Source organism: Candidatus Minimicrobia vallesae, from assembly GCF_018866205.1.
Lineage (GTDB): Bacteria > Patescibacteriota > Saccharimonadia > Saccharimonadales > Saccharimonadaceae > Nanosynbacter > Nanosynbacter vallesae.
In genome coordinates this window covers 92,263-111,828 of the sequence record NZ_CP076459.1, presented here as the reverse complement: position 1 = coordinate 111,828, position 19,566 = coordinate 92,263, and the positions used below count along the sequence as shown (strand labels likewise).

General features: G+C 39.5%; 28 protein-coding genes, 1 tRNA gene, 2 other RNA genes and 2 pseudogenes. 7 read left to right on the top strand and 26 right to left on the bottom strand.

What is annotated here, in order from left to right; all coding sequences use genetic code 11:
• The first annotated feature begins 4 nt into the window (after window positions 1-4).
• Window positions 5-574, top strand: coding sequence for a hypothetical protein (locus KOY49_RS00795; RefSeq protein ID WP_232736316.1), 570 nt, complete (start codon window positions 5-7; stop codon window positions 572-574).
• Between the two features lie 366 nt (window positions 575-940).
• Here the strand turns inward: KOY49_RS00795 and KOY49_RS00790 are convergent, their stop codons facing one another.
• The 5 genes from KOY49_RS00790 to ssrA all read right to left on the bottom strand — a co-directional run bounded on the left by KOY49_RS00790 (window position 941) and on the right by ssrA (window position 6,158).
• Window positions 941-3,481 (bottom strand): type IV secretory system conjugative DNA transfer family protein, encoded by a 2,541-nt coding sequence (locus KOY49_RS00790; RefSeq protein WP_232736315.1) that lies wholly within the window; start codon window positions 3,479-3,481, stop codon window positions 941-943.
• Window positions 3,482-3,489: 8 nt separating this feature from the next.
• Window positions 3,490-3,666: a hypothetical protein gene (locus tag KOY49_RS00785; protein WP_232736314.1), complete on the bottom strand. Its 177-nt coding sequence runs from the start codon at window positions 3,664-3,666 to the stop codon at window positions 3,490-3,492.
• A 16-nt stretch (window positions 3,667-3,682) separates the two neighbouring features.
• Window positions 3,683-3,934 (bottom strand): hypothetical protein, encoded by a 252-nt coding sequence (locus KOY49_RS00780; protein ID WP_232736313.1) that lies wholly within the window; start codon window positions 3,932-3,934, stop codon window positions 3,683-3,685.
• A gap of 54 nt (window positions 3,935-3,988) precedes the next feature.
• On the bottom strand, window positions 3,989-4,354 hold the full coding sequence (locus KOY49_RS00775; protein ID WP_232736312.1) for a hypothetical protein: 366 nt from the start codon (window positions 4,352-4,354) through the stop codon (window positions 3,989-3,991).
• 1,400 nt (window positions 4,355-5,754) lie between these two features.
• Window positions 5,755-6,158, bottom strand: a transfer-messenger RNA (tmRNA) gene (gene ssrA, locus KOY49_RS00770).
• 66 nt (window positions 6,159-6,224) lie between these two features.
• On the opposite strand from ssrA, the gene KOY49_RS00765 reads away from it, so the two are divergent.
• From KOY49_RS00765 to rplT, 4 genes and pseudogenes are all read left to right on the top strand, one after another.
• Window positions 6,225-7,748 carry a YifB family Mg chelatase-like AAA ATPase gene (locus KOY49_RS00765; protein ID WP_232736311.1) on the top strand — a complete coding sequence of 508 codons (1,524 nt, stop codon included), beginning with the start codon at window positions 6,225-6,227 and terminating at the stop codon, window positions 7,746-7,748.
• A gap of 63 nt (window positions 7,749-7,811) precedes the next feature.
• Complete coding sequence (gene infC / locus KOY49_RS00760) at window positions 7,812-8,114, top strand: translation initiation factor IF-3 (RefSeq protein ID WP_232736310.1); 303 nt, start codon at window positions 7,812-7,814, stop codon at window positions 8,112-8,114.
• A gap of 300 nt (window positions 8,115-8,414) precedes the next feature.
• The gene (locus KOY49_RS00755) at window positions 8,415-8,546 is read left to right on the top strand and encodes a hypothetical protein (protein WP_232736309.1); all 132 of its coding nucleotides are present in this window, start codon (window positions 8,415-8,417) and stop codon (window positions 8,544-8,546) included.
• Between the two features lie 48 nt (window positions 8,547-8,594).
• Window positions 8,595-8,892: pseudogene (gene rplT, locus KOY49_RS00750) on the top strand (50S ribosomal protein L20).
• Between the two features lie 50 nt (window positions 8,893-8,942).
• On the opposite strand, the gene rnpB reads toward rplT, so the two are convergent.
• An RNA gene (gene rnpB / locus KOY49_RS00745) (RNase P RNA component class A) lies at window positions 8,943-9,284 on the bottom strand.
• A 175-nt stretch (window positions 9,285-9,459) separates the two neighbouring features.
• Window positions 9,460-10,104 carry a site-2 protease family protein gene (locus KOY49_RS00740; protein WP_232736308.1) on the bottom strand — a complete coding sequence of 215 codons (645 nt, stop codon included), beginning with the start codon at window positions 10,102-10,104 and terminating at the stop codon, window positions 9,460-9,462.
• 124 nt (window positions 10,105-10,228) lie between these two features.
• On the opposite strand from KOY49_RS00740, the gene KOY49_RS04870 reads away from it, so the two are divergent.
• Window positions 10,229-10,357, top strand: a complete 129-nt coding sequence (locus tag KOY49_RS04870) for a hypothetical protein (protein WP_269802161.1) — start codon at window positions 10,229-10,231, stop codon at window positions 10,355-10,357.
• 146 nt (window positions 10,358-10,503) lie between these two features.
• Here the strand turns inward: KOY49_RS04870 and KOY49_RS00735 are convergent, their stop codons facing one another.
• The 10 genes from KOY49_RS00735 to KOY49_RS00695 form a co-directional block, all read right to left on the bottom strand.
• Window positions 10,504-11,142, bottom strand: coding sequence for an MBL fold metallo-hydrolase (locus KOY49_RS00735; RefSeq protein WP_232736307.1), 639 nt, complete (start codon window positions 11,140-11,142; stop codon window positions 10,504-10,506).
• 2 nt (window positions 11,143-11,144) lie between these two features.
• Window positions 11,145-11,336, bottom strand: coding sequence for a hypothetical protein (locus tag KOY49_RS00730; RefSeq protein ID WP_232736306.1), 192 nt, complete (start codon window positions 11,334-11,336; stop codon window positions 11,145-11,147).
• Between the two features lie 11 nt (window positions 11,337-11,347).
• Entirely contained in the window at window positions 11,348-11,740 is a 393-nt protein-coding gene (locus KOY49_RS00725) for a helix-turn-helix domain-containing protein (protein ID WP_232736305.1), read from the bottom strand.
• Between the two features lie 24 nt (window positions 11,741-11,764).
• A complete protein-coding gene (locus tag KOY49_RS00720; protein ID WP_232736304.1) occupies window positions 11,765-11,965 on the bottom strand; it encodes a hypothetical protein in 201 nt (66 codons plus the stop codon).
• Window positions 11,966-11,969: 4 nt separating this feature from the next.
• On the bottom strand, window positions 11,970-12,056 hold the full coding sequence (locus KOY49_RS04865; RefSeq protein ID WP_269802187.1) for a hypothetical protein: 87 nt from the start codon (window positions 12,054-12,056) through the stop codon (window positions 11,970-11,972).
• A gap of 49 nt (window positions 12,057-12,105) precedes the next feature.
• Window positions 12,106-12,351: a hypothetical protein gene (locus KOY49_RS04860; RefSeq protein WP_269802186.1), complete on the bottom strand. Its 246-nt coding sequence runs from the start codon at window positions 12,349-12,351 to the stop codon at window positions 12,106-12,108.
• An 84-nt stretch (window positions 12,352-12,435) separates the two neighbouring features.
• Entirely contained in the window at window positions 12,436-12,573 is a 138-nt protein-coding gene (locus KOY49_RS00710; protein ID WP_232736580.1) for a hypothetical protein, read from the bottom strand.
• Between the two features lie 245 nt (window positions 12,574-12,818).
• On the bottom strand, window positions 12,819-13,880 hold the full coding sequence (thrS, locus tag KOY49_RS00705; protein WP_232736303.1) for a threonine--tRNA ligase: 1,062 nt from the start codon (window positions 13,878-13,880) through the stop codon (window positions 12,819-12,821).
• A gap of 1 nt (window position 13,881) precedes the next feature.
• A complete protein-coding gene (locus KOY49_RS00700; protein WP_232736302.1) occupies window positions 13,882-14,196 on the bottom strand; it encodes a hypothetical protein in 315 nt (104 codons plus the stop codon).
• Window positions 14,144-14,428: a hypothetical protein gene (locus KOY49_RS00695; RefSeq protein ID WP_232736301.1), complete on the bottom strand. Its 285-nt coding sequence runs from the start codon at window positions 14,426-14,428 to the stop codon at window positions 14,144-14,146. Before KOY49_RS00695 ends, KOY49_RS00700 begins: the two co-directional genes overlap by 53 nt.
• A 521-nt stretch (window positions 14,429-14,949) precedes the next feature.
• On the opposite strand from KOY49_RS00695, the pseudogene KOY49_RS05330 reads away from it, so the two are divergent.
• A pseudogene (locus KOY49_RS05330) lies at window positions 14,950-15,084 on the top strand (hypothetical protein); the annotation flags it as partial.
• A 337-nt stretch (window positions 15,085-15,421) separates the two neighbouring features.
• Here KOY49_RS05330 and KOY49_RS00690 read toward each other — a convergent pair.
• The 9 genes from KOY49_RS00690 to KOY49_RS04855 form a co-directional block, all read right to left on the bottom strand.
• The gene (locus KOY49_RS00690) at window positions 15,422-15,577 is read right to left on the bottom strand and encodes a hypothetical protein (protein ID WP_232736300.1); all 156 of its coding nucleotides are present in this window, start codon (window positions 15,575-15,577) and stop codon (window positions 15,422-15,424) included.
• Window positions 15,578-15,923: 346 nt separating this feature from the next.
• Window positions 15,924-16,748 (bottom strand): glycosyltransferase family protein, encoded by an 825-nt coding sequence (locus KOY49_RS00685; RefSeq protein ID WP_232736299.1) that lies wholly within the window; start codon window positions 16,746-16,748, stop codon window positions 15,924-15,926.
• On the bottom strand, window positions 16,738-17,112 hold the full coding sequence (locus KOY49_RS00680; RefSeq protein ID WP_232736298.1) for a hypothetical protein: 375 nt from the start codon (window positions 17,110-17,112) through the stop codon (window positions 16,738-16,740). Before KOY49_RS00680 ends, KOY49_RS00685 begins: the two co-directional genes overlap by 11 nt.
• Before the next feature lie 3 nt (window positions 17,113-17,115).
• Window positions 17,116-17,493 carry a hypothetical protein gene (locus KOY49_RS00675; RefSeq protein WP_232736297.1) on the bottom strand — a complete coding sequence of 126 codons (378 nt, stop codon included), beginning with the start codon at window positions 17,491-17,493 and terminating at the stop codon, window positions 17,116-17,118.
• Window positions 17,494-17,658: 165 nt separating this feature from the next.
• The gene (locus tag KOY49_RS00670) at window positions 17,659-18,627 is read right to left on the bottom strand and encodes a SurA N-terminal domain-containing protein (RefSeq protein ID WP_232736296.1); all 969 of its coding nucleotides are present in this window, start codon (window positions 18,625-18,627) and stop codon (window positions 17,659-17,661) included.
• Entirely contained in the window at window positions 18,605-18,973 is a 369-nt protein-coding gene (locus KOY49_RS00665; protein WP_232736295.1) for a PH domain-containing protein, read from the bottom strand. Before KOY49_RS00665 ends, KOY49_RS00670 begins: the two co-directional genes overlap by 23 nt.
• Before the next feature lies 1 nt (window position 18,974).
• Window positions 18,975-19,136: a hypothetical protein gene (locus tag KOY49_RS00660; protein WP_232736294.1), complete on the bottom strand. Its 162-nt coding sequence runs from the start codon at window positions 19,134-19,136 to the stop codon at window positions 18,975-18,977.
• A 5-nt stretch (window positions 19,137-19,141) separates the two neighbouring features.
• Window positions 19,142-19,218 (bottom strand) — tRNA-Arg (locus KOY49_RS00655).
• Window positions 19,219-19,260: 42 nt separating this feature from the next.
• Complete coding sequence (locus KOY49_RS04855; protein WP_269802160.1) at window positions 19,261-19,548, bottom strand: nucleoside-diphosphate kinase; 288 nt, start codon at window positions 19,546-19,548, stop codon at window positions 19,261-19,263.
• Between the last annotated feature and the right edge of the window lie 18 nt (window positions 19,549-19,566).

Sequence of the window (19,566 nt, the reverse complement as noted above, 5' to 3'; positions counted from 1 at the left end):
AAAAATGAGTGAAAAATTAAAATCTACCGTAGAGAATGCTGTCGACACCAGAGAATTGGCAGATTTAAGCAGAGAAAAAGCTGCTGAAATCGAAAGATCCCTAGAAAAGGCGGTTGAAAAAGAAAAATCAAATGCCGAAAATGAAAATAGCATTAAACATGAGGCTATAGAAATTGCCGCCCGCCAAGAAAAGCAGCAAGAACAAAAAGAATCTAAAGAGATAAAAGAAGATAAGCCTCTTACAAAAAAAGATATTGAAGCTTCGTATAAGAAGACTTTGGAAAATGTACAAGACCAACTATCAGCTCCATCCAGGGCTTTCAGCAAGGTCATTCATAATCCAGTCGTCGAAAAGACTAGTGACGCAATTGGCAATACTGTTGCCCGCCCTAACTTAATCATCTCTGGCGCCTTAGGCGCAATAGCTTCTGTCGTTGTGTATTTTATCGCCAAACGATACGGATATCTATTATCAGGATCAGAAACTATTATCTTGTTTGTAGCCGGCTGGTCTATCGGCGCTGTTATTGAATACGCTCGAGTAGGGTTTATCAACAACAGGAAAAATAGCTAGATAGATGTTTGAATCTTATCTCAAGCTAATCATCACTTCACTATCGTCATCATCACCATTGCGCAAATCGAGCCGATTCTTAACCACAGGTTGGCTCGGTTTTACATTAAAAGGAAGGGTTATTATTTGTAGTCATAGAGCATTTGTCCTATTGACGACAGCACTATCTATCGCAGAAGGTTGACTTTGCTGTTTGCTGTCAAGAAGCGGCCGCAGTTATACGATTTATATTAGAAGGCGCATTATTAACCACCCCTGGGCGACCTTGCGGATTCTGTATTTGTGAGGAAGCCTGTGGGGCTTGCGAATTTACTGGTCTTACAGTTGGGCTAGGAGCGGGCTTTCCTCCTAGTTGTTGTCTCTTCGCTAGCCATTCATCCAAGAACGATGACCCACCACCCGACGATTTTGACCAACAGAAGGCGCTAATTGAGAAGGACTCGTCTTTGGTTGCACACTACCTCTAATCCTGTCAAATATCTCCTTCTCAACAACAGCTCGTGGTCTACCGTATTTAGCAGCAGATAGCCTTACTAACGCATCTCTCAGCTGATTATTAACTTGCCCCATCGGAGGAATCCAATTCATACTAAACGGCGCAGACGGCACATTATTAATCATCACAGAGGTTATAGATTGGAAGTTTGGCAATTTAGCCAAGTCGTCGACATCGAAAGTCGGCTGGAACTTCTTAACCATCAATTCGGCGTCAGTTACACCGATACGCCCAGAAATAACTGTACCGACGTTACCAATAATAGCTTCTCGTATCTTATCTGTTAACTGCGTCATAAACTGGTTACCCATAATAAGACTCAATTTATACTTACGAGCCTCAGACAAAATAGATTCAAAGCTGTCAGTGGCGAAGTTCTGGAACTCGTCAACATACAATGAGAAATCAACTCGCTGATCCTCTGGAATATCCGCCCGAGACATCGCTGCTGCTTGGAACTTCATCACAAAAATAATACCCAGAAGCTTCGAATTAAGTTCACCCATCTTACCTTTCGACAAGTTAACCAGCAAAATCTTATTATTATCCATAATTTCACGCAAATTAAATCCAGATTTGGTCTGACCAATGATATTGCGCATTGCATCGTTGGAAATAAATGGACCAAACTTTGATACAACCCATGAAATAACCTCACCTGCCTCATTTGACCTCTGTGACGCAGGAAATTCCTTTGTCCAGAAATCAATAACTTGCTGATCTTTTACATACTTAAGCTTGCTTTTCACAAATTCAGGATCAATAAGACACTTCGGCACGTCAATAAACGTTCCACCAGCAGGATCCGACATCAACAATAAAGCGCAGTTTCTAAAAATATGCTCCAAGCGAGGACCAACAATTCCTGTATGACCTGGATCGTAAAGGCCATACAGCATATTAATTGCCTCTTGAACCAAAAAATCTTTTTGGTCTGGAGTGTCGAACTCAAACATATTCAGACCAATTGGATTAGTCATATCAGCAGGATTAAAGTAGATAATATCCTCAACGCGTTCTTTTGGAACCTTACCCAATAAAGATTCAACCAAATCACCGTGCGGATCAATAAAGGCGAATCCCCGACCATCCATCATATCCTGATAAGCCATATTTTCCTGCAAGACAGACTTACCAACACCTGTTTGACCAATAATATATACGTGGCGGCGACGGTCTTTTGTGCCGATTCGAATAGGTTTTTTGACTCCTCGAAATTCGTTATATCCAATCAGCAAACCCTCATCCAAAACGTCTGTTGGTCCATCAACCTGCTTGGACATCTGTCGCTTAACTTGTGAAGTCGGGATCGCGTTAGCTCCAGGCAAATGGAATAACGTTGCCATTTCTACACTGTTGAGAATATTACTACGAGTTTCCTGAGGAAAGAACCTCATAATATATGCTGTTGTCATTTCCTCAACATTCCTAGTTAAAGAGAACTTAAACCCATTATTGCGCGGTGAGTCAAATAACGAGAAGGCTGCTATTATATTTTTTAACAACACTTGAGAGCGCGCCGCAGTGTTTGACGAAATTACAACACGCACCAAAACTTCATACGCAGGATAGCGAGCTTTTTCGCTGATAGCATCCACTTCCGCCTGCTCTAAAGATGTTAGCTGCTTGTCCTCAGAATTAGAGCCGCCGTCTTTTTCATTATTCTCTGGCGGTTTCCACAGAGCCTCCATAATATCCATAGGAGCAACGCCTCCCAAACCCTTCTTCTTGCCCTTATTCTTCTTCATACCGTCAATATGAGACTCTGAAGCCTTAGACCAACCGTCATACGCCGGACGCAGTAAAAATTGTACACCTATTCCATCTTCTTTGGACGCCGAAGACAAAGCATTTAATAACGCCCTGGAAGCATCTCTTTTCGACTCTTGATAAGTCGATATTGGATAAACAAAGGATTTTTTCAGGGTGAATTCGCCGCCGATGGTACCGCTCATCTTGCCAACCTTGCTGAATATATTAGTATCAGATACCTCTTCTAGCCGAGCAGAAGGATATGCTGCCGCTACAGCTTGACGAATAACATCAACTAACACTAGCGGAACAACCGCATAATAGTGAACTAACCCACCGTGTGCAACAATCTCAAACGATATATGACGTTGGCCGTAGACTTTACTTTTGAACCCTTTAGTTGCTGTACTTGAGATGATATTGTACATCACCTGGGCTTGCGATAGCACCTCTTCGGTTAAATCTCGCTCATCTCGATTTGAACTATTGACGTCTTCACTTGTCGGAGGCAAATGTATAAGCAACGGCACCATCTTCAAGCCTCGTTCATAATTTTTGGCTTCCCTCAGCATGTTACGATACAACACAAAAGCTACCGCAGAACCAGCGGCTATAATAACAATCGCGATAAAACTAACTATCAAAGGACCCGCACCCATATAAAACCCTACTTACTACCGTCGTCATTTTGACCTAAAGTCTTATTATATCGTTTTTTTAAATAATCAGCCTGCAGCTGTGCAATAACTCTATTCCTCTCATAAGGATTATCTTTTGTTAAAGCTATAATCTTTTTAACTTTATCCACCCATTCTCTTTCTATCAAGTCTTCATCCGCTGCCACCAGAGGCGTATCATCATCAGCTACTACCCCTGACTGCTTTGCCTTGAGTGTTTTTTTGAGATTGAGATAAAGGAACTGTTGTAGTATTATCAACAGGCAAAGCCACGGGGATATTGTTATATTGTTCAACCCTAGCACCAAGTGACTGCTCGGACTCTCTTCCGACTTCAGGATTTAATGATGTATTTTCTACATTATACTCACCGCCACCTATATTTTGTGGCTGCACCTCAGGGGTCCTATTAACTTGTGGCAGTTCGGGATTCATAAATATATTGTACCACGTAACTACTTAAAATACACGACTACATTCAGGAAGAGATTAGTATCTTTTATGTATAAAAAAACACGCCAGCAACTCAAACACACCAAGTAATAATATCTCAAAAATCCCAACATCTCCCATCGATTGCATACCCACATAAATAACTGGAGCAAGAGAGATTACAGTAGAGTAATAATACGTCTTATACTTAGATTCATTGCGACTATTCTTGAAATTAAAAAATTTCGCAGCTATTCGCTCCGATGTTAAAAATACTACATAAGTTAGACAGATAAATAGTACATACAAACATACAAAAAACGCTAAAATCCCAAACGGACCAGCAGAACTCGGGTTTGTCGCGTTCAAAATAACCGCAGTCAAAATCAATGCAACCAACGCTATAAAACTAATTATCTTCATCCCCATACTCACATCATACTATACACAAGAAGCCTGAGCGATAATACTATAGCATATAGACACAAACCATCCGCCGATAAAAAATAACTATTAGGCGCGGGTGCTACTTGCCTATTACCGCTCGAGGCGATTTGACCGCTCCTTAATTAAGGAGCATCCTTGCAGTGTTCCTCTGCATACATCCAGGATTCTCACCGCTAGCATTTAACGAGGATTAACTGGATGTATGCGGTACTAACCGCGCGCTCAACGCTTTTACAATTTGCGAAATATTGTAAAGGCGGAGCATTGGCTGCGTCATTATAAAAATCATGCAGCCAACTGTCCGTCGATTTATACGTAAAAATGTGGCTTTATATAAATTTTATTGTTAATGTATTTTTGCTTTTTTGTTTTTCTAAAAGCTTAACCTTATACTAGCATAGCCCTATTTAGATGTCAACCATTACTCGGCCAAAAAGTATTGTAATTTTCACCTATTTTTTAATGTTGTTAAAATTATCATCTGTTAATTATTCTCTTATCGCTTTTATGGTCTATGTGTGTATTTTACAACAATCTTGTTGTTTTTTAGCGTATTATCTAGCCCCGATTTTGTACACCATTTCAATGAAGGTATCGTTGACTTAGCGACCGCCCAATTGCACGACTAACCTATGATCACCTTTCATCCGTACATTGCCACACATTGCCATAGGATTAGGTTCGTTCAGTATCAGATCTCTGATCTAGCAGTCTAACTCTGGAATCCGATGATAGCCTCTTATTCTCTGTTTTCCGCTTTATCTCTGTTTGCTTTCCTTTTTATTGTACGCAGTATATTTAACTTAACAATTTTATTTTTTATATTATTATACGAACATCCACATCTATACGTACTCGTATTTATATTCTATTCCTATATACCTGTTAATGTTATCCAGTTTTAATTAAAAATTACAAAACGAAAGCATAAAGTTTATTCGTAGTACACAAAGCCGTCCTTTGCGCTTCAATAAAAGAGTCCTAGAAAATGTGCGATAATTTAATTTGTCGCACACATAAAAGACATAGAAAATCATCAAACAAACGCCAGTCTCTGACATATAACTTCACAGTAAAAGCCATTAGAAAAATGGTTGCGAAGATTAGAAAGAAGATTATAAAATGTGTGGTATTTTTTACCCAACTTTTTACAAAAATATTGTTGACATAAGCATTTATATAGCTTATTATAGGGGTAGCTTCTGAATAAAAAAGTTATACAGAAGCCAAAAATAAAAAGAAATTGTAAAACTCCACTTTTTTGAAAACAACCACTACTCGCAGGTGGTTGTTTTTTTGTTAATGTTAAATATCTAAACTCTTTTCTTTGACATAAATAAAGTCAGCGATAAGGCTGACTTTTAATCTAATCTATCTGGTGGAGCTGCCGGGTACTGCCCCCGGGTCCAACTGGTATCACAACATTCGTCTACGAGCATAGGCTTATCTAAATTTATTTAATAACGCTACTCGGATTTAAAATAAACCAAGAAAACCGAGTTCCGTTACGTAGTAAAAGTCCTATATATCCGCTACTTCCGAATATATAGCAAGCAACATAGGTATAACACCCTTAGATATTGACTGTTGCCACAATACAAGGATGATCGCTAAAAATTAGGCAGCGATTGGCGCAAAGGCCATCTTAGGAGCGAAAGCGCTCGCTACGAATGACTTTGCTTTTGCAACAAAGTTTGCGTCTAAAAAACATACTTTACGCGTATCGTCGGCTCGCAGAATGTCATGATAAGGTCCAATTGTCGAAAGCTATATCAGCCCCACATATCGATTCATATTATACCCTGATCTCATTCAAAAATCTACATGCTTATGTTTTAATAGATTCATGATTAGTAGAGTTATTTCAGCTACACCCTACGGATTTAATGGACAAATCATCGAAGTTGAGGGAGATATGTCAAAGGGACTTCCTAGCCTACAAATTGTCGGAATGGGCAATAAGGCCATCGATGAGTCCAGAGATCGAGTACGTAGTGCAATAAAAAACTCTTCCCTAGATTTTCCGAAAGGAAAAATAATCATCAACTTAGCACCGGCAGAGTTACCAAAAGACGGATCTCACTTCGATCTTCCCATCGCCTTATCTATTTTATGCATCAGCGGCGCACTCAACCAAAGCGACGTAAGTAATGCGGTTTTTGCGGGAGAACTAGCGCTAGACGGCAGTCTACGTCCAATACGATCAGCAATTATTACAGCCGAAGTAGCCAAAAACCAAAAAATTAAATCGGTATACGTGCCAGCCCAAAACGCCGAACAGGCAGCGCTAGTGACTGGAATTGATGTATTTCCAGTAGAAAACCTAAAATCACTCTTCTTACATCTCAAAAAAGAAAAGATTATTAAGCCAATAGACAGATCATTAATAAAAAATATATCTCTCAATCATAAAAACACTCCAACCATCGACGACATCTACGGACAAGAACAAGCAAAGAGAGCTATTCAAATAGCCGTTGCCGGAAGACATAATATTTTATTGTCCGGCCCTCCGGGATCAGGAAAAACTATGTTAGCAAAATCTTTGAAGAATCTATTACCAGCCCTATCAGAGGATGAAATAGTAGAAGTGACAAAACTTCACAGTCTTGGAGAACACACTATAATAAACAATCCCATAGTAGATAGACCGTTCAGATCACCACACCACACCGCAAGTAGAGCGTCTATTATTGGCGGAGGATCGAAAGTACAGCCAGGAGAAATCAGTTTAGCTCATAGAGGCGTCCTATTTCTTGATGAGCTACTCGAATATCCACGCACTGTGCTTGAATCACTTCGTCAACCCTTAGAGGATCACGAAATTACCGTCAGTCGTGCAAATGGTAAATTCAACTTCCCTGCCAATTTCTTATTAGTAGCCACAATGAATCCTTGTCCTTGTGGATTTCTTGGAGATCCAGAAAAAACTTGCATATGCTCACAAAATCAGATTCTCAATTATCAAAAAAGATTATCAGGACCGCTACTTGATCGAATAGACCTAACGGTATCGGTTTCACGAGTCCCCCATGAAAAATTATTAAATAATAAAATGTCGACAAAATCACAACAAGAGACATTTTTATCTGAGATACATAAAGCCTACTCTATTCAGAGAGACAGATATAAGTGTAGTTATAAATACAACAATGACATTTCAAGTAATAATGTTGATAAAATTACATCAATCTCAGAATCTGCAAAAACCTTCTTGACGAACGCAGCCAGAAAACTAGATTTAAGCACTCGCAGCTATTTTAAAGTTATAAAAGTTTCTCGCACTATCGCAGATTTAGAAGGATCCACATCCATAGAAATTCCACATATAGCAGAAAGCCTACAGTACAGACAGATTAACATAGGTTAATTATTATCCTTGAAAATAACAAACATCTCTGTTACAATAGCAACTGCTGAGTTAATCTAAAAATTGCTTCAAAAAGGAGAGCCAGAGATTAATAAATCAATCCGTATCAACGGAGCAATCCGTGCAAGAGAACTGCGGATAATTGGTCCTGATGGCGAGCAGCTAGGAATCATGTCACTTAAAGAGGCTTTAAGTAAGGCCAACGACATGAATCTTGACCTAGTTGAAATATCACCGGGAGCCAATCCGCCAGTTGCTAAAATCATTGACTGGGGTAAGTACCAGTATCAAAAGATGAAGGATCAACAGAAGAATCGGCGTCAAGCCAAATCTGGAGACCTAAAGCAGATGCGCTTCTCGGTCTAAAGATAGGAGCTGGAGACCTAGAGGTTAAGCTGAAGAAGATCCGTTGATTTTTGGAGGGCGGACATAAAGTTCGTATACAGGTGGTTTATAAAGGTCGTGAAATGGCCCATAAAAGAGATCGGCTACGAATTGATCGACAAAACTGCTGGAGCACCTTAGTGAGGATGGGGTTATTAGAGTTGTAAAACCCTCAGATGGCTGGTCGCAATCTGAGCGTAGTAATAAGGAGTAAAATAATGCCAAAGCTAAAGACCCACAAAAGGCACTGCGAAGCGTATCAAGCTGACCAGCACCGGAAAATTGACCTGCCAGCGCGCATTTGGCGGCCACTTGTTGGCTAAAAAGTCAAAAAGTCGTAAGCGCGCAATCAACACAACAGCAACAGTAACTGGTTCGATGGCGAAGAACGCCCGTCGAGCAATGGGAGTATAGTTATGGCGAGTAAAACGAGGAGTTGCCGCACGCGCTAAGCACAAGAAAATCTTAAAAGCAGCTGAGGGAATGCAGCATAATCGTACCAGAAGTTTTCGTCTTTGCAATACAAGGTGTTATTAGAGCTCTACAGTACGCCTACCGCGATCGCCGAAACAAGAAGCGCGATCTACGCGGTCTATGGATTACCCGAATCAATGCAGCCGCTCGACAAGAAGGCACAACTTACGGCAAACTTATAGCTTCTATGAAATCTAAAAACATTGAGATTGATAGAAAAATATTAGCAGAATTGGCAGTTAACGAGCCAAAAGCTTTCGCTGAAATAGTAAAAGCTAGTCTATAGTAGGACAAATCTACCAATATAAAACACCCTGACATTATGCAGGGTGTTTTATTCATAGTCTGCCTATAAGCCGGGTTCTGTCTAGGGCAATCATCTATCTAGTTTGCTTGTTGCCAAACAAATCAAGCGGTTATCGATCTGCGGACGGATAATCCTATTTGCAAATCTCCTTGCAGCCGACAGGGTTTACCTCTCGTCTATGTCGCCATAGACGACTGTGGGCTCTTACCCCACTCGTTTCACCTTTTCCCTCGTATATAAAATACGAAGGTAGTTTCGTTTCTGTGGCACTTTCCCTAGAGTTGCCTCCGGTCGCCGTTAACGACTGTCGTATCCTTCGCTGCCCGGACTTTCCTCTTAAGTATAACTTAAGCGATTGCCTAACAGACTACATGATATATTATAGCACTAAACCCTAGACTTGTCTGTGGGCGCTAGATATTCCCCGCATAAATGCAAGGTGGGTGCTCGCAACTTATTGCCACGACAATAAATCATTAAAGCTCCCTATCATATGATGTTAGGAAAATCATACGCGCCCACGGATAAATCCAGGGTATGCTCCTATTATACACCAAATATGTTCATAAATACACGCAAAATTGCCTGAATACAGCCCGACATAACCTGCCCGATTACATCAGAAAACAGCACAACTATAATCATCACTAAAAGAATGCCGTTTTGCTCAATTTTTTGCATAACACCCCTGACGCCATCTGGCGCTACGGCGTATAATATTCTAGATCCGTCCAGAGGCGGAATTGGTAGCATATTAAAAACAAAAAAACCCAGATTTACCGATACAGCAGTAGAAATAATCAGTCCAAATATCGTAGGCTGTACTGCCCCAGCATTATTAATAACGCCACTAAACACTCCGACGCCAAACGCAATAAAGGCGATTATTAAATTAGTAATTGGGCCAGAAAGAGCAACAAGAGCCGCCCCCCAATCGCCAAAACGGACTCTATTTGGATTAAACGGAACAGGTTTAGCCCCTCCGAAAACTGGAGCATGCAGTATCACCATAATCAAAGGAAGCAAAATAGTCATCACTGGATCGATATGTCTTATGGGATTAAGTGTCAATCTTCCCTCTTCTTTTGCAGTATTATCGCCCAGTGCATACCCCATAAAAGCGTGCATAGCCTCGTGAATAGTCATAGACAATAATATAACAATCAAAACTACTATTATTTCTAAAATCATAAGTGTTATTATAGCATCAATACACGATCTTGACTAATTACACAAATGCCGCTACAATAATAAGGATTGTTATTAATAATAAAGTAAAGAGAGTGGAAATGGCATCAGGAGTTTTGCTTTTGCAGTGGAATTGGCTAGCGAAGTTTTGGGCGTCAATGGTCGAGTTTCTCCGATTGCTCTGGACTATACGCGTCTGTCGATTCAAAGCTTCAGAAGACGGCTTTTGTTGTTGATGGTCAGCACGTTGGCATGAGTCGTTTAAGTTTCCGCGCGGCTATTCGTCCGTTGAAGAAAAAAGGTATTTTGGGTGCAGCACTGATAAGTAATCGCTAAATCAAATTTTTAATAAAATAACTCCGATTGTATTATCGGAGTTATTTTTAATTCAACAAGAAGACTCTAGCTTTTCGATATCTGAACAACTGTTAAATTATCTGGCAGATCCGTTATTTTCTTTAGCTTCCACTTTGGACCAGCCTCAACAACTGGAGCTCCTAGGTTTTTTACAAACTCATCCACACCATCCTGTGGAACTTCATAATGCAAAGTAGCGTCACTGTAATGCACCGGGATCACCACCTTAGGGTCTAATTGACGAATTATTGAAGTTGCTCCCATTGCGTCTAATGTATATCCATTTCCACCGACAGGTAATATTGCAAAATCAACAACACCTATATTTTCGAGCTGATCATCAGTTAGTTTATTCTCAATATTACCAACAACCACTCCCTTAGCTTCACCAATCGTAATTTTATATATTGTAGATTTTTTAACATCATCTGCGGTGTCGATATGTCGGCGCGCTGGAATTCCTAACAATGAGATGTCTCCGACTTCATATTCACCTGGGCCCGAAAATAGTAGTCTTGGTGTAGAATCCACAACAGCAAACCGATCCTCTGTAACCACTTCTACGTCATTATTCACAGAAACATTTTTTCCTCCGACAATCTCTAAATTCGGATCAAATACCACACGAAGTTTCTTTGTAGTAATAATAACAGCATTTGCTCCTTTATACTCTATTTCAAACATACCTACTCCTTTCTCATTATATTTTCCGTATCTACTAATACAGAGTGCTTGTTTCTTACGATATCCATTATAAACCTATCTTTGACACTCATCCTATAATAGAAATCATCATAAGATATTACGGCATAATTTATCTCTATTTTTCTATCTTTTTCGATTTTTTTAACAAGATTTTTTATAGTTACGGCAGACATATCATCACCAACTAACAGCAGGTCAACAGAAGAGACTTGATCCGACTCACTAATTTTCCCGAAATAATAGCCAATCTTAAACCTCTCATTCTTCCTAAAGAATCTTTCCAGGAAACGCCACTCGCAGTACCCATGCCGCCTTCTGTATTTTTATCTGAGAATATAGCCGCAAGCGGCTTGATATACGGATAATCCTCATTTACGCTATAGTACAGTTTATTATCAATAGCATCCTGCTGTACTATACCTACAGACACCATATTTGCTAGTTCTCGACGGACGGAGTTTATCTGCTCATCGATCATCCTAGTAATTTCCCTCACATAAAATGATTTTTCTGGATTATTCAGAAAAAGATGTAATAATTTTACCCTAGTTTTTGAACCAAATAATGAATCAATCATTGTACTATAATTGTAACATATTTTTTACTTACTATCTAATACTCGAGATAAATATTGTTCACACGAGTGAACATCTCCCCATTCAATAAATGGGTTTCGTCTAAACCACGTCAACTGACGTTTCACTAAGTTTACATCACTAACGATAAACTCCCGAATAGCCTGATCTTCATCTATTTCTTTCTCGATTAATTTCTTAATAATAGGATAAACATTACCCGTCATAGCCTCATTGCACCACCCGGTATTTATTGGCTAATTCTATTGTTTCTTCTACAACACCATCTTTGAACATTTTTTTTGCTCTATCTGTAATTCTCTGTCTTAATAGCTGTTTATCTGTAGTAATTCCGACAACGATAGTATTATTTCAATGGCGCTTCCAATCCAGATGGCTTTTTATCGGCTCGCTCAATAGCCCTAATTAGATATCTTTTATTTTTACTATTCTCCGGCAAGGACACATCGTGATTGACGCAATATTGTTGAAGTTCAGATATCGTCATTTCTTGTAAGTTAGCTCTCTTTTCTTTGCTGTATTTAGCTCCAAACTGAAAATCAAATATAACAGAATCAATATACAACCCTGTTCCACCAACAAGAAATGGAATATTTCCTCGACTTCGGATTTCTTTAATCTTTTGATGGGCGTAGTCCTTAAATTGCGACTACACTGAAAGAATCTCCTGGATCTACTAAGTCAAGACCCCAATGAGACACTCCTTGCTCCGTTCACCCAAAGAAGGCTTAGCTGTCCCGATATTCATACCACGATAGACGGTCCTACTGTCGGCGCAAATTATTTCTCCTCTATACTTCTTTGCTAATTGTATAGCTAATGATGTTTTGCCGCTAGCGGTAGGACCAATAATTACAATTAGCGGACGGCAATAGAGCCATCAGTACATATACTCTATCCCGGAGATTATCAGCTAATTTGTATGTTCGCCGCACTTTCCGTATCATTATCTCGTCAATCTATATTTGTTCGGTCGAGGCAATGGTCTCGCATTGACTCATCATTATCATCACATATTTATTTGTTTTGATTTTCCCTATCATTTCGCTTATACTTAAATCAATGAAAACTTGGCAAGATGTCGCCTCTCTTTATCAAATTGCCTAATGATTCATTTCTAGAATCTATTGTAAATCTTACATCGTTATATCTAACTGGCTTCATGAGGGTAATATCTGATAATATAGTTGTTATTTTATCAACATATTCTAGTACTGTATCGTTAATCGTCAAAATACGAACCTGTTCTGGAGCCGCCCAAAACGGAAACCATCCGCCAGTATGTTCTATAAACACACTTAAGAATCGCTCAATTGATCCCAATAAGGCGCAGTGAATCATAACTGGTGTTGTAAAATTGCCATCAGTATCCGCATATTCCAAACCGAACCTTTGTGGTTGCACGAAATCTAGCTGCACGGTTGCAACTTGATGTTCACGGCCGATTGCATCCGTTGCCATAAAGTCAATCTTTGGACCATAAAATGCCGCCTCACCCTCTTGTTCAAAATAATCCAAGCCTACTTTCTCAACAGCAGATTTTAACTGGTTCTGTGCGGAATCCCATAGGCTAAGGTCACCTAAATACGAATCGGATTCATCACGATAGCTTAATCTAACCCTAAGCTTCATATTGATTGAGCCATATAACTCACGAGCAGCAGATAGCAAATTATTAATCTCGCCTTCAATCTGATCAGTACGACAAAATATATGGCTATCATCCTGAGTTAATGAGCGCACACGGTTCAATCCGCCCAGCTCGCCAGTTTTTTCGTCGCGATAATCTGTTGTCGTCTCCAAATATCTTACTGGCATATCACGATAACTTCGCGGTCGTGAGGCAAAAATTTGCGTATGATGCGGACAGTTCATAGGCTTAAGAGCCATCTCGTCACTAGTTTCTTGGCTCTTAACTAAAAATAGTTCTTCTCCAAACTTAGCCCAATGTCCCGATGTTTCATATAAATCTTTTTTCGTAATATGAGGCGTCCAGACCTTTTCAAAGCCAAACTTCTGTCTCAGCTGGTTCGAATATTGAGCCACTATATCTCGTAAAATCGTACCGCGAGGAGTAAACAAAGGTAAACCAATCCCTACCAGAGGAGAGGTTGTATACAAATCAAGCTCCTTGCCTAACTTGCGATGATCTCGCTGTTTTGCAATTTCCAATCTTTTTCAGATATTCATCCAGCTCTTCCTGTGTAGCAAACGCTACGCCATATATTCGCTGCATTTGTGGATTATTCTCATTGCCTCGCCAATATGCTCCAGCTGTCTTAGTAAGCTTAAATGCGCCAACTTTTCCAGTGCTATCCGCATGTCCACCTCTACACAAATCAGTGTAATCACCCTGAGAATATAAAGAAACAGTCTCGACTTTACTATCGGCAATCAGACACAGATCCCATTTTTTCTCCAGCCAATTCGCTAGCAACGGTAGTACCGGATCTTTTAAGATCATTCAGTAGTTCCACCTTAAATGACTGATCTCCCTTTATAGCCCAATCAATAGCCTCTTCTACCGACACATCGCGCCTCTCAAACGGATAATTAGCCGCTACGATCTTTCGCATCTCCTCTTCTATCTTCGGAAGGTCAGCTTCAGAAATTGTCCCGTTGTCAAGATAAATATCATAGTAAAAACCATTGTCGATAGCCGGTCCCACGCCGAATTTCGCGTGAGGCCTTTGTTGCTGGTTTGGCCTGGGCGCATGATATGTAGGGCGGGGTGTAAGTCTGATAGGCCTTTTAGTTCTTCTTGACTCGTGGCAATATTGTACCACGGTCTTTGCTTGTCGCTCTTTTTTCGTTATAATCTTGTTCTAATTCATTGGGGATGTAGCTCATTTGGGTAGCGCGCTTCGTTGGGGTTGAAGGGGTGGGAGGTTCGAATCCTCTCATTGCCGACCAGATGTGATACCTGCCTCGTCGTCCGTTGGTGGGCGCGGTCTTTTTCTTACTTGGCTGTACCCGCCTAATGCCTTCTGATTTGATCATGTCTGTTTCGGATTTGCATTTTGTTTTCACTTGACTCACCTCTTTTTGGGTGCACTGGCCCACGGTCACTGTTCTTTGTTGAGCAAGGCCTATCTTCATTTAGGAATCTGAGCTTGTAGATCAACGACGGCATAGATCTATACTTAATTGAAGTTACCAGTATTTATACACAGTAGTCGCCTCTATAACGATGGGGCTTTTTATTTTACACAGCACTTTTCCACTGGATTTTTTTATAGTTGTATGTCAATATATTGATATGATATGCATAAAATGTTTTCACGGAAAAACCCACGTAGCAAATTCTCGTCAAAATAAAAAATACCCAATAACCTGGCGTAGACATATATGCGACCAATGCGGTTATTCTTTTACAACCTACGAAAAGCCTGCGATTTCCCTCGTTGTCACGTCACAAGATGGCAAGGAAGATAATTTTTCTATAGGAAAACTAATACTTAGTATTGCGCGAAGTTTTAATCATAACGAAAAATTAGCAGGCTCATATAGCTACGACTTGGCCAATACTATACAAGATAAATTAATACACCTACACAACAAACCCGCTATATCATCGCAACACATCGCCGAAATAACCCACTCAACATTACAGAATTTCGACCAAATAGCCGCACTGCAATACGCAGCACAACATAATCTTATTACTCCTCAGAGGAAGAGGCGTCGTGGTCGTCCTTCTTTTTCTTATTCTGAGCACGACTCTGATCATTCATCTCTACAGTAGTCTTCTCTGTCACGTCAAACTTATCAAGATATTTACCAAGCAAAAGATGAGTCTGGGCATTATACGAGGCCATTGAGCTATATACTATAGCAATTACAGGCATCAAGGCCCATTGTAGGACCATTAATGTATTTCTACTCTTTTTATATCTTTCTGGGCGCGGCGGCAGCAGTTTAAATGATACGAAAATTGATACCAGAATGCTTATCATAGCTATTTGTTGTATTAAGCTAACCGTATCTGGCAGTTGATGTGCGGCAACACTACGTGCAGCTTCACTATTCAGCACAAGCGGCGCCCATCCGCCGAAAGCAACAATTAGGGCAATACAGGCCTGTGTTACATGTCCATCTAATAACCTTATAAACCTGGCTAGACTAGGCCAAAATTTTACTGTTCTATTTTTATTGAATATATTATTACCAACGTATGCCACATCTGAAGCTCCGTAGCTCCAACGTCGCAGCTGAATAAACTGAGCTTTTCATTGTTTTTTTATATCTATTAGCCAATACTGCATCTTGATAAATCGGCACAAAAATTGGCACAACTTCATAATTACCATCAAAATAGAAATAGCTTCTCCAGTACTGGTGACCATCCTCAACAATTGTTCGCGTACTCCAAAAGTTCATCTCAACGAGAGCGTTCATTGGTTGCGAATGTGACGCAAAGTTACGCAAAGAATATGGGCGCATGGAGCTGATAATATTCCAAAATGAATTCCCTGTTGCCACTACTCGCATTGGCGCAGGAACATCCCATATATTATTAGTAAACAAGCATATAGGCTGAAACGATAAATGCTTTCTATCTTCATGAGTAATATACTCATATGTCACATAATCAAAGTAATACTTATGCGGCTTATTATCACAGTCCATTGTTGTAACAATAACATCAGAAAAAGCTATTTCTTCCTGTTGTAAATATTGCTCCAGCCACTTGCCTGCATACGTGATATTTCCACCCTTACCAACTACCTCATTTGGTAGATCTTTTGGATGTTTTACAATGTGGAAAGAATGAAAGTACTTGCCGTATTTCTTTTTCAGTATTTTAGCTGTTGTATCAATATCAACACCACCACGTTCTTCGTACGCAAAAACTACAATCAGACGCTTCTTATCATATGTTGTATCTAAAACTGATTTAAGAGCAGGCTCAATCACTTCTATACTCTCGTTGTATGCAGGCATAATAAGAGCGTTGTAAATATTACTAGGCTTTGGGTTAGTATCCATCTTCCGCAGCAGACATAAATCTTAGATTGTCTACATGTTGTTGATATAACAACTCCTTAGATTGATTATCTCTCAGTCTAGAGTATGCTTCTTTCGGATCTTCCAAATCAGATAACCGCTTATTCCAGTCGACTTTTGACGCTTTTTCCATATTACTATAACCACTAATTACCCTATAGCTAATTGCTATTGCTTTCACAAAAGCAGCTAGTATTATAGACAGTAAATAAATTGATGCCAGAACGGGACTTAAAATAGACAAAACAACCAAAAGAACAATAGCCCCGTAGCTTAATAACCCAGGAAGCATCTCAAGAAAACGATATTTTTTTGTTCGTTTACCAAGTGGAATTTCAATGTCCATATATTATCCTATCGATGCAATTTTAATTATAGAATAGGCTAAAATAGCTAAAATAGCTAAAATACCCAACGTCAACCACAAAAGAAATATAGCCAAGCTTCGTTTCTCTAGTGAAATTAACTTGACACTTAGTGCAGAGTGACCAAAAACTATCATAAACGCCAAAGCAAAATAACTAAATAGACTAGACCAGTGGCTCCTATAAAAATTCGCATCACCATACGTAGTGTAGCGCGTAATAACCTGAGCCTCGCTATGTTTTATTGATGATCCTAAAAATATAGATACAACAATAGCCACAACAACGTTAACGATCAAAAGAGTTGCCACAGTCCTGTCGCTAAAAACAATTTTTATCGATTTCTTTATAGTGTCTTTCATAAAATGGGGCCGTTGACTGGGCTTGAGCCAGCGAGCCTGCTCGTTACGAATGAGCTGCTCTACCAGCTGAGCTACGGCGGCAAACTCCTTGGGAAATTATAGCAAAAATAGGGGTTTTTTCAAACTAGATCGATTATTTATCGATTGAAATGAAATATTTTTACTTTATTGTTTTTTTTTAAGATAGTTAAACTGGTTATTGAATTCAGTCAACGGAACTTTTACATAAGAGTAATTTACGGTGTTGCCTTCAATATTATTAAGCGTCACAAAATAATATCCGTCACCCGAAAGAGTCTTTATAGGACCTGAGATTTTACCCTTTGTTAATGACATAGCCGCTTTCGTTAGGCCTCCGTCAGAATTATCCGTAGAGACGGATAAATCAAATACCGATTGCACTTTGTCGCCCATTTCCGTAGCAATATCCTTTAAGGATTTGCCCTCTTGCAGCCTCTTCTTAATGTCAGACGCTAGATTATTAGCTGTTTTATCAATCTTAAAAGATACTTCCTGCTTTAACAAAGTATATTTCATAGCAGTTTTTAGCTCATCCATTGACCAATGAAGATTGTCTTTCACTACAGACTCATAAGCGGACTGCGATAGCTTGCTAGATTCCTGCTGTTTTTTGATAAGATCTTGTACCTTTTTATCATCAACAGTAATATTATTTTCTCTCGCAAGTTTTTTGGCATATGCCACCTCTAATGCCTTGTCTATGGACTGGTTTTGATAGAACTTAACTTTGTCTTTTTGATCTGCCTGCCCTTGAGATTGCAATACCGCCAATGAGCTACGATGATACAGAAGATAATCACTATACTCAGCATTTTCTCCGTCAATATTAGCCACTGGAAGAGGTAAAATCTTAGTTATCCTATATGCGATATCACTTGTATCTTTCCAGACATATAACTGAGCCCAGCCAAGAATAACAAAGACAATCAGGATAACAACACTCACAAACATTGTTATCCATACCAATCGACGTTTAGTGTATTGGATGGGATATTTATGCTTACGACCAGCCGCCAAAACCTTCTCGCGGTGCTGAGCTACTGTATCGTTTGTAATCCTCTTAGGTAGCTCCTTTGGCTGTTTTTTATCTTTACGGTTCAATAGATTCTTCATTGATATCCTCCTTCTTTGTCGAAATTTCCACTGCGTCTTGTAGTTTATTATAGATCTTATCTGGATGTTCTACGTTTTTTATAACAAGATCTCCAACAAAAGTTTGAATAACTATTGTACCAAACTTAAACATTTCTCCGCTAAACCCCGGGATACTATAACTAATATTCTGAATTTTTGACAATTTCAGCTCAATGACATCTTTGCCAAAAAATCCATGTTGAGTAATCTGACGAATTCTCTGATCGGTAACAATATAGTAAGTATAAAACCACATCAAAAAATGATAGAAAAATAGCATCAGACCAAAAATAAATCCGCCAACAAACACCCATAAAAGGTTCAAGTTATCTTGCCAAATTAAAAAAGGCAATAGAATAGAGCGTCATTGATCCGAGAAGCAGATAAAATCCTTTTCTCATAGCAATTATGTGACGACGAAACACAAACAACAGTTGCTCTCCGTCACGCTGCCCATCAAATTGCTTGTCTTTAATTTGTTCTGTCATATATATGGTACCTCGGGCAGGAGTCGAACCTACAACCTTATCCTTAGGACGGATCTGCTCTATCCAGTTGAGCTACCGAGGCATACAACCATTATACCACGGTAACTCTCGAGGAAAGACTAGCTTAGCGAGTAAACTTTTCACTTAGTGTGTGATAATTTACCAATTCTTCCGGCTTGAACCAGTGTTCGATCTCACGAACAGCCTCATCTGAATCGCCGGATGCGTGAATCAAATTTGGGACTCCCTTTTGGCACTCATCTGCATAGCCAAAACTAATGTGTGAGTAATCACCGCGAATTGTTCCCATGTCAGCTGACTTAGGCTCTGTTGGACCAACAATCTTCCTAACAACAGCAACAGCTTCAACGCCCTCTAGTACCATTGCTATAACTGGACCATCCATCATCATATCTAGTGTTATATTTCC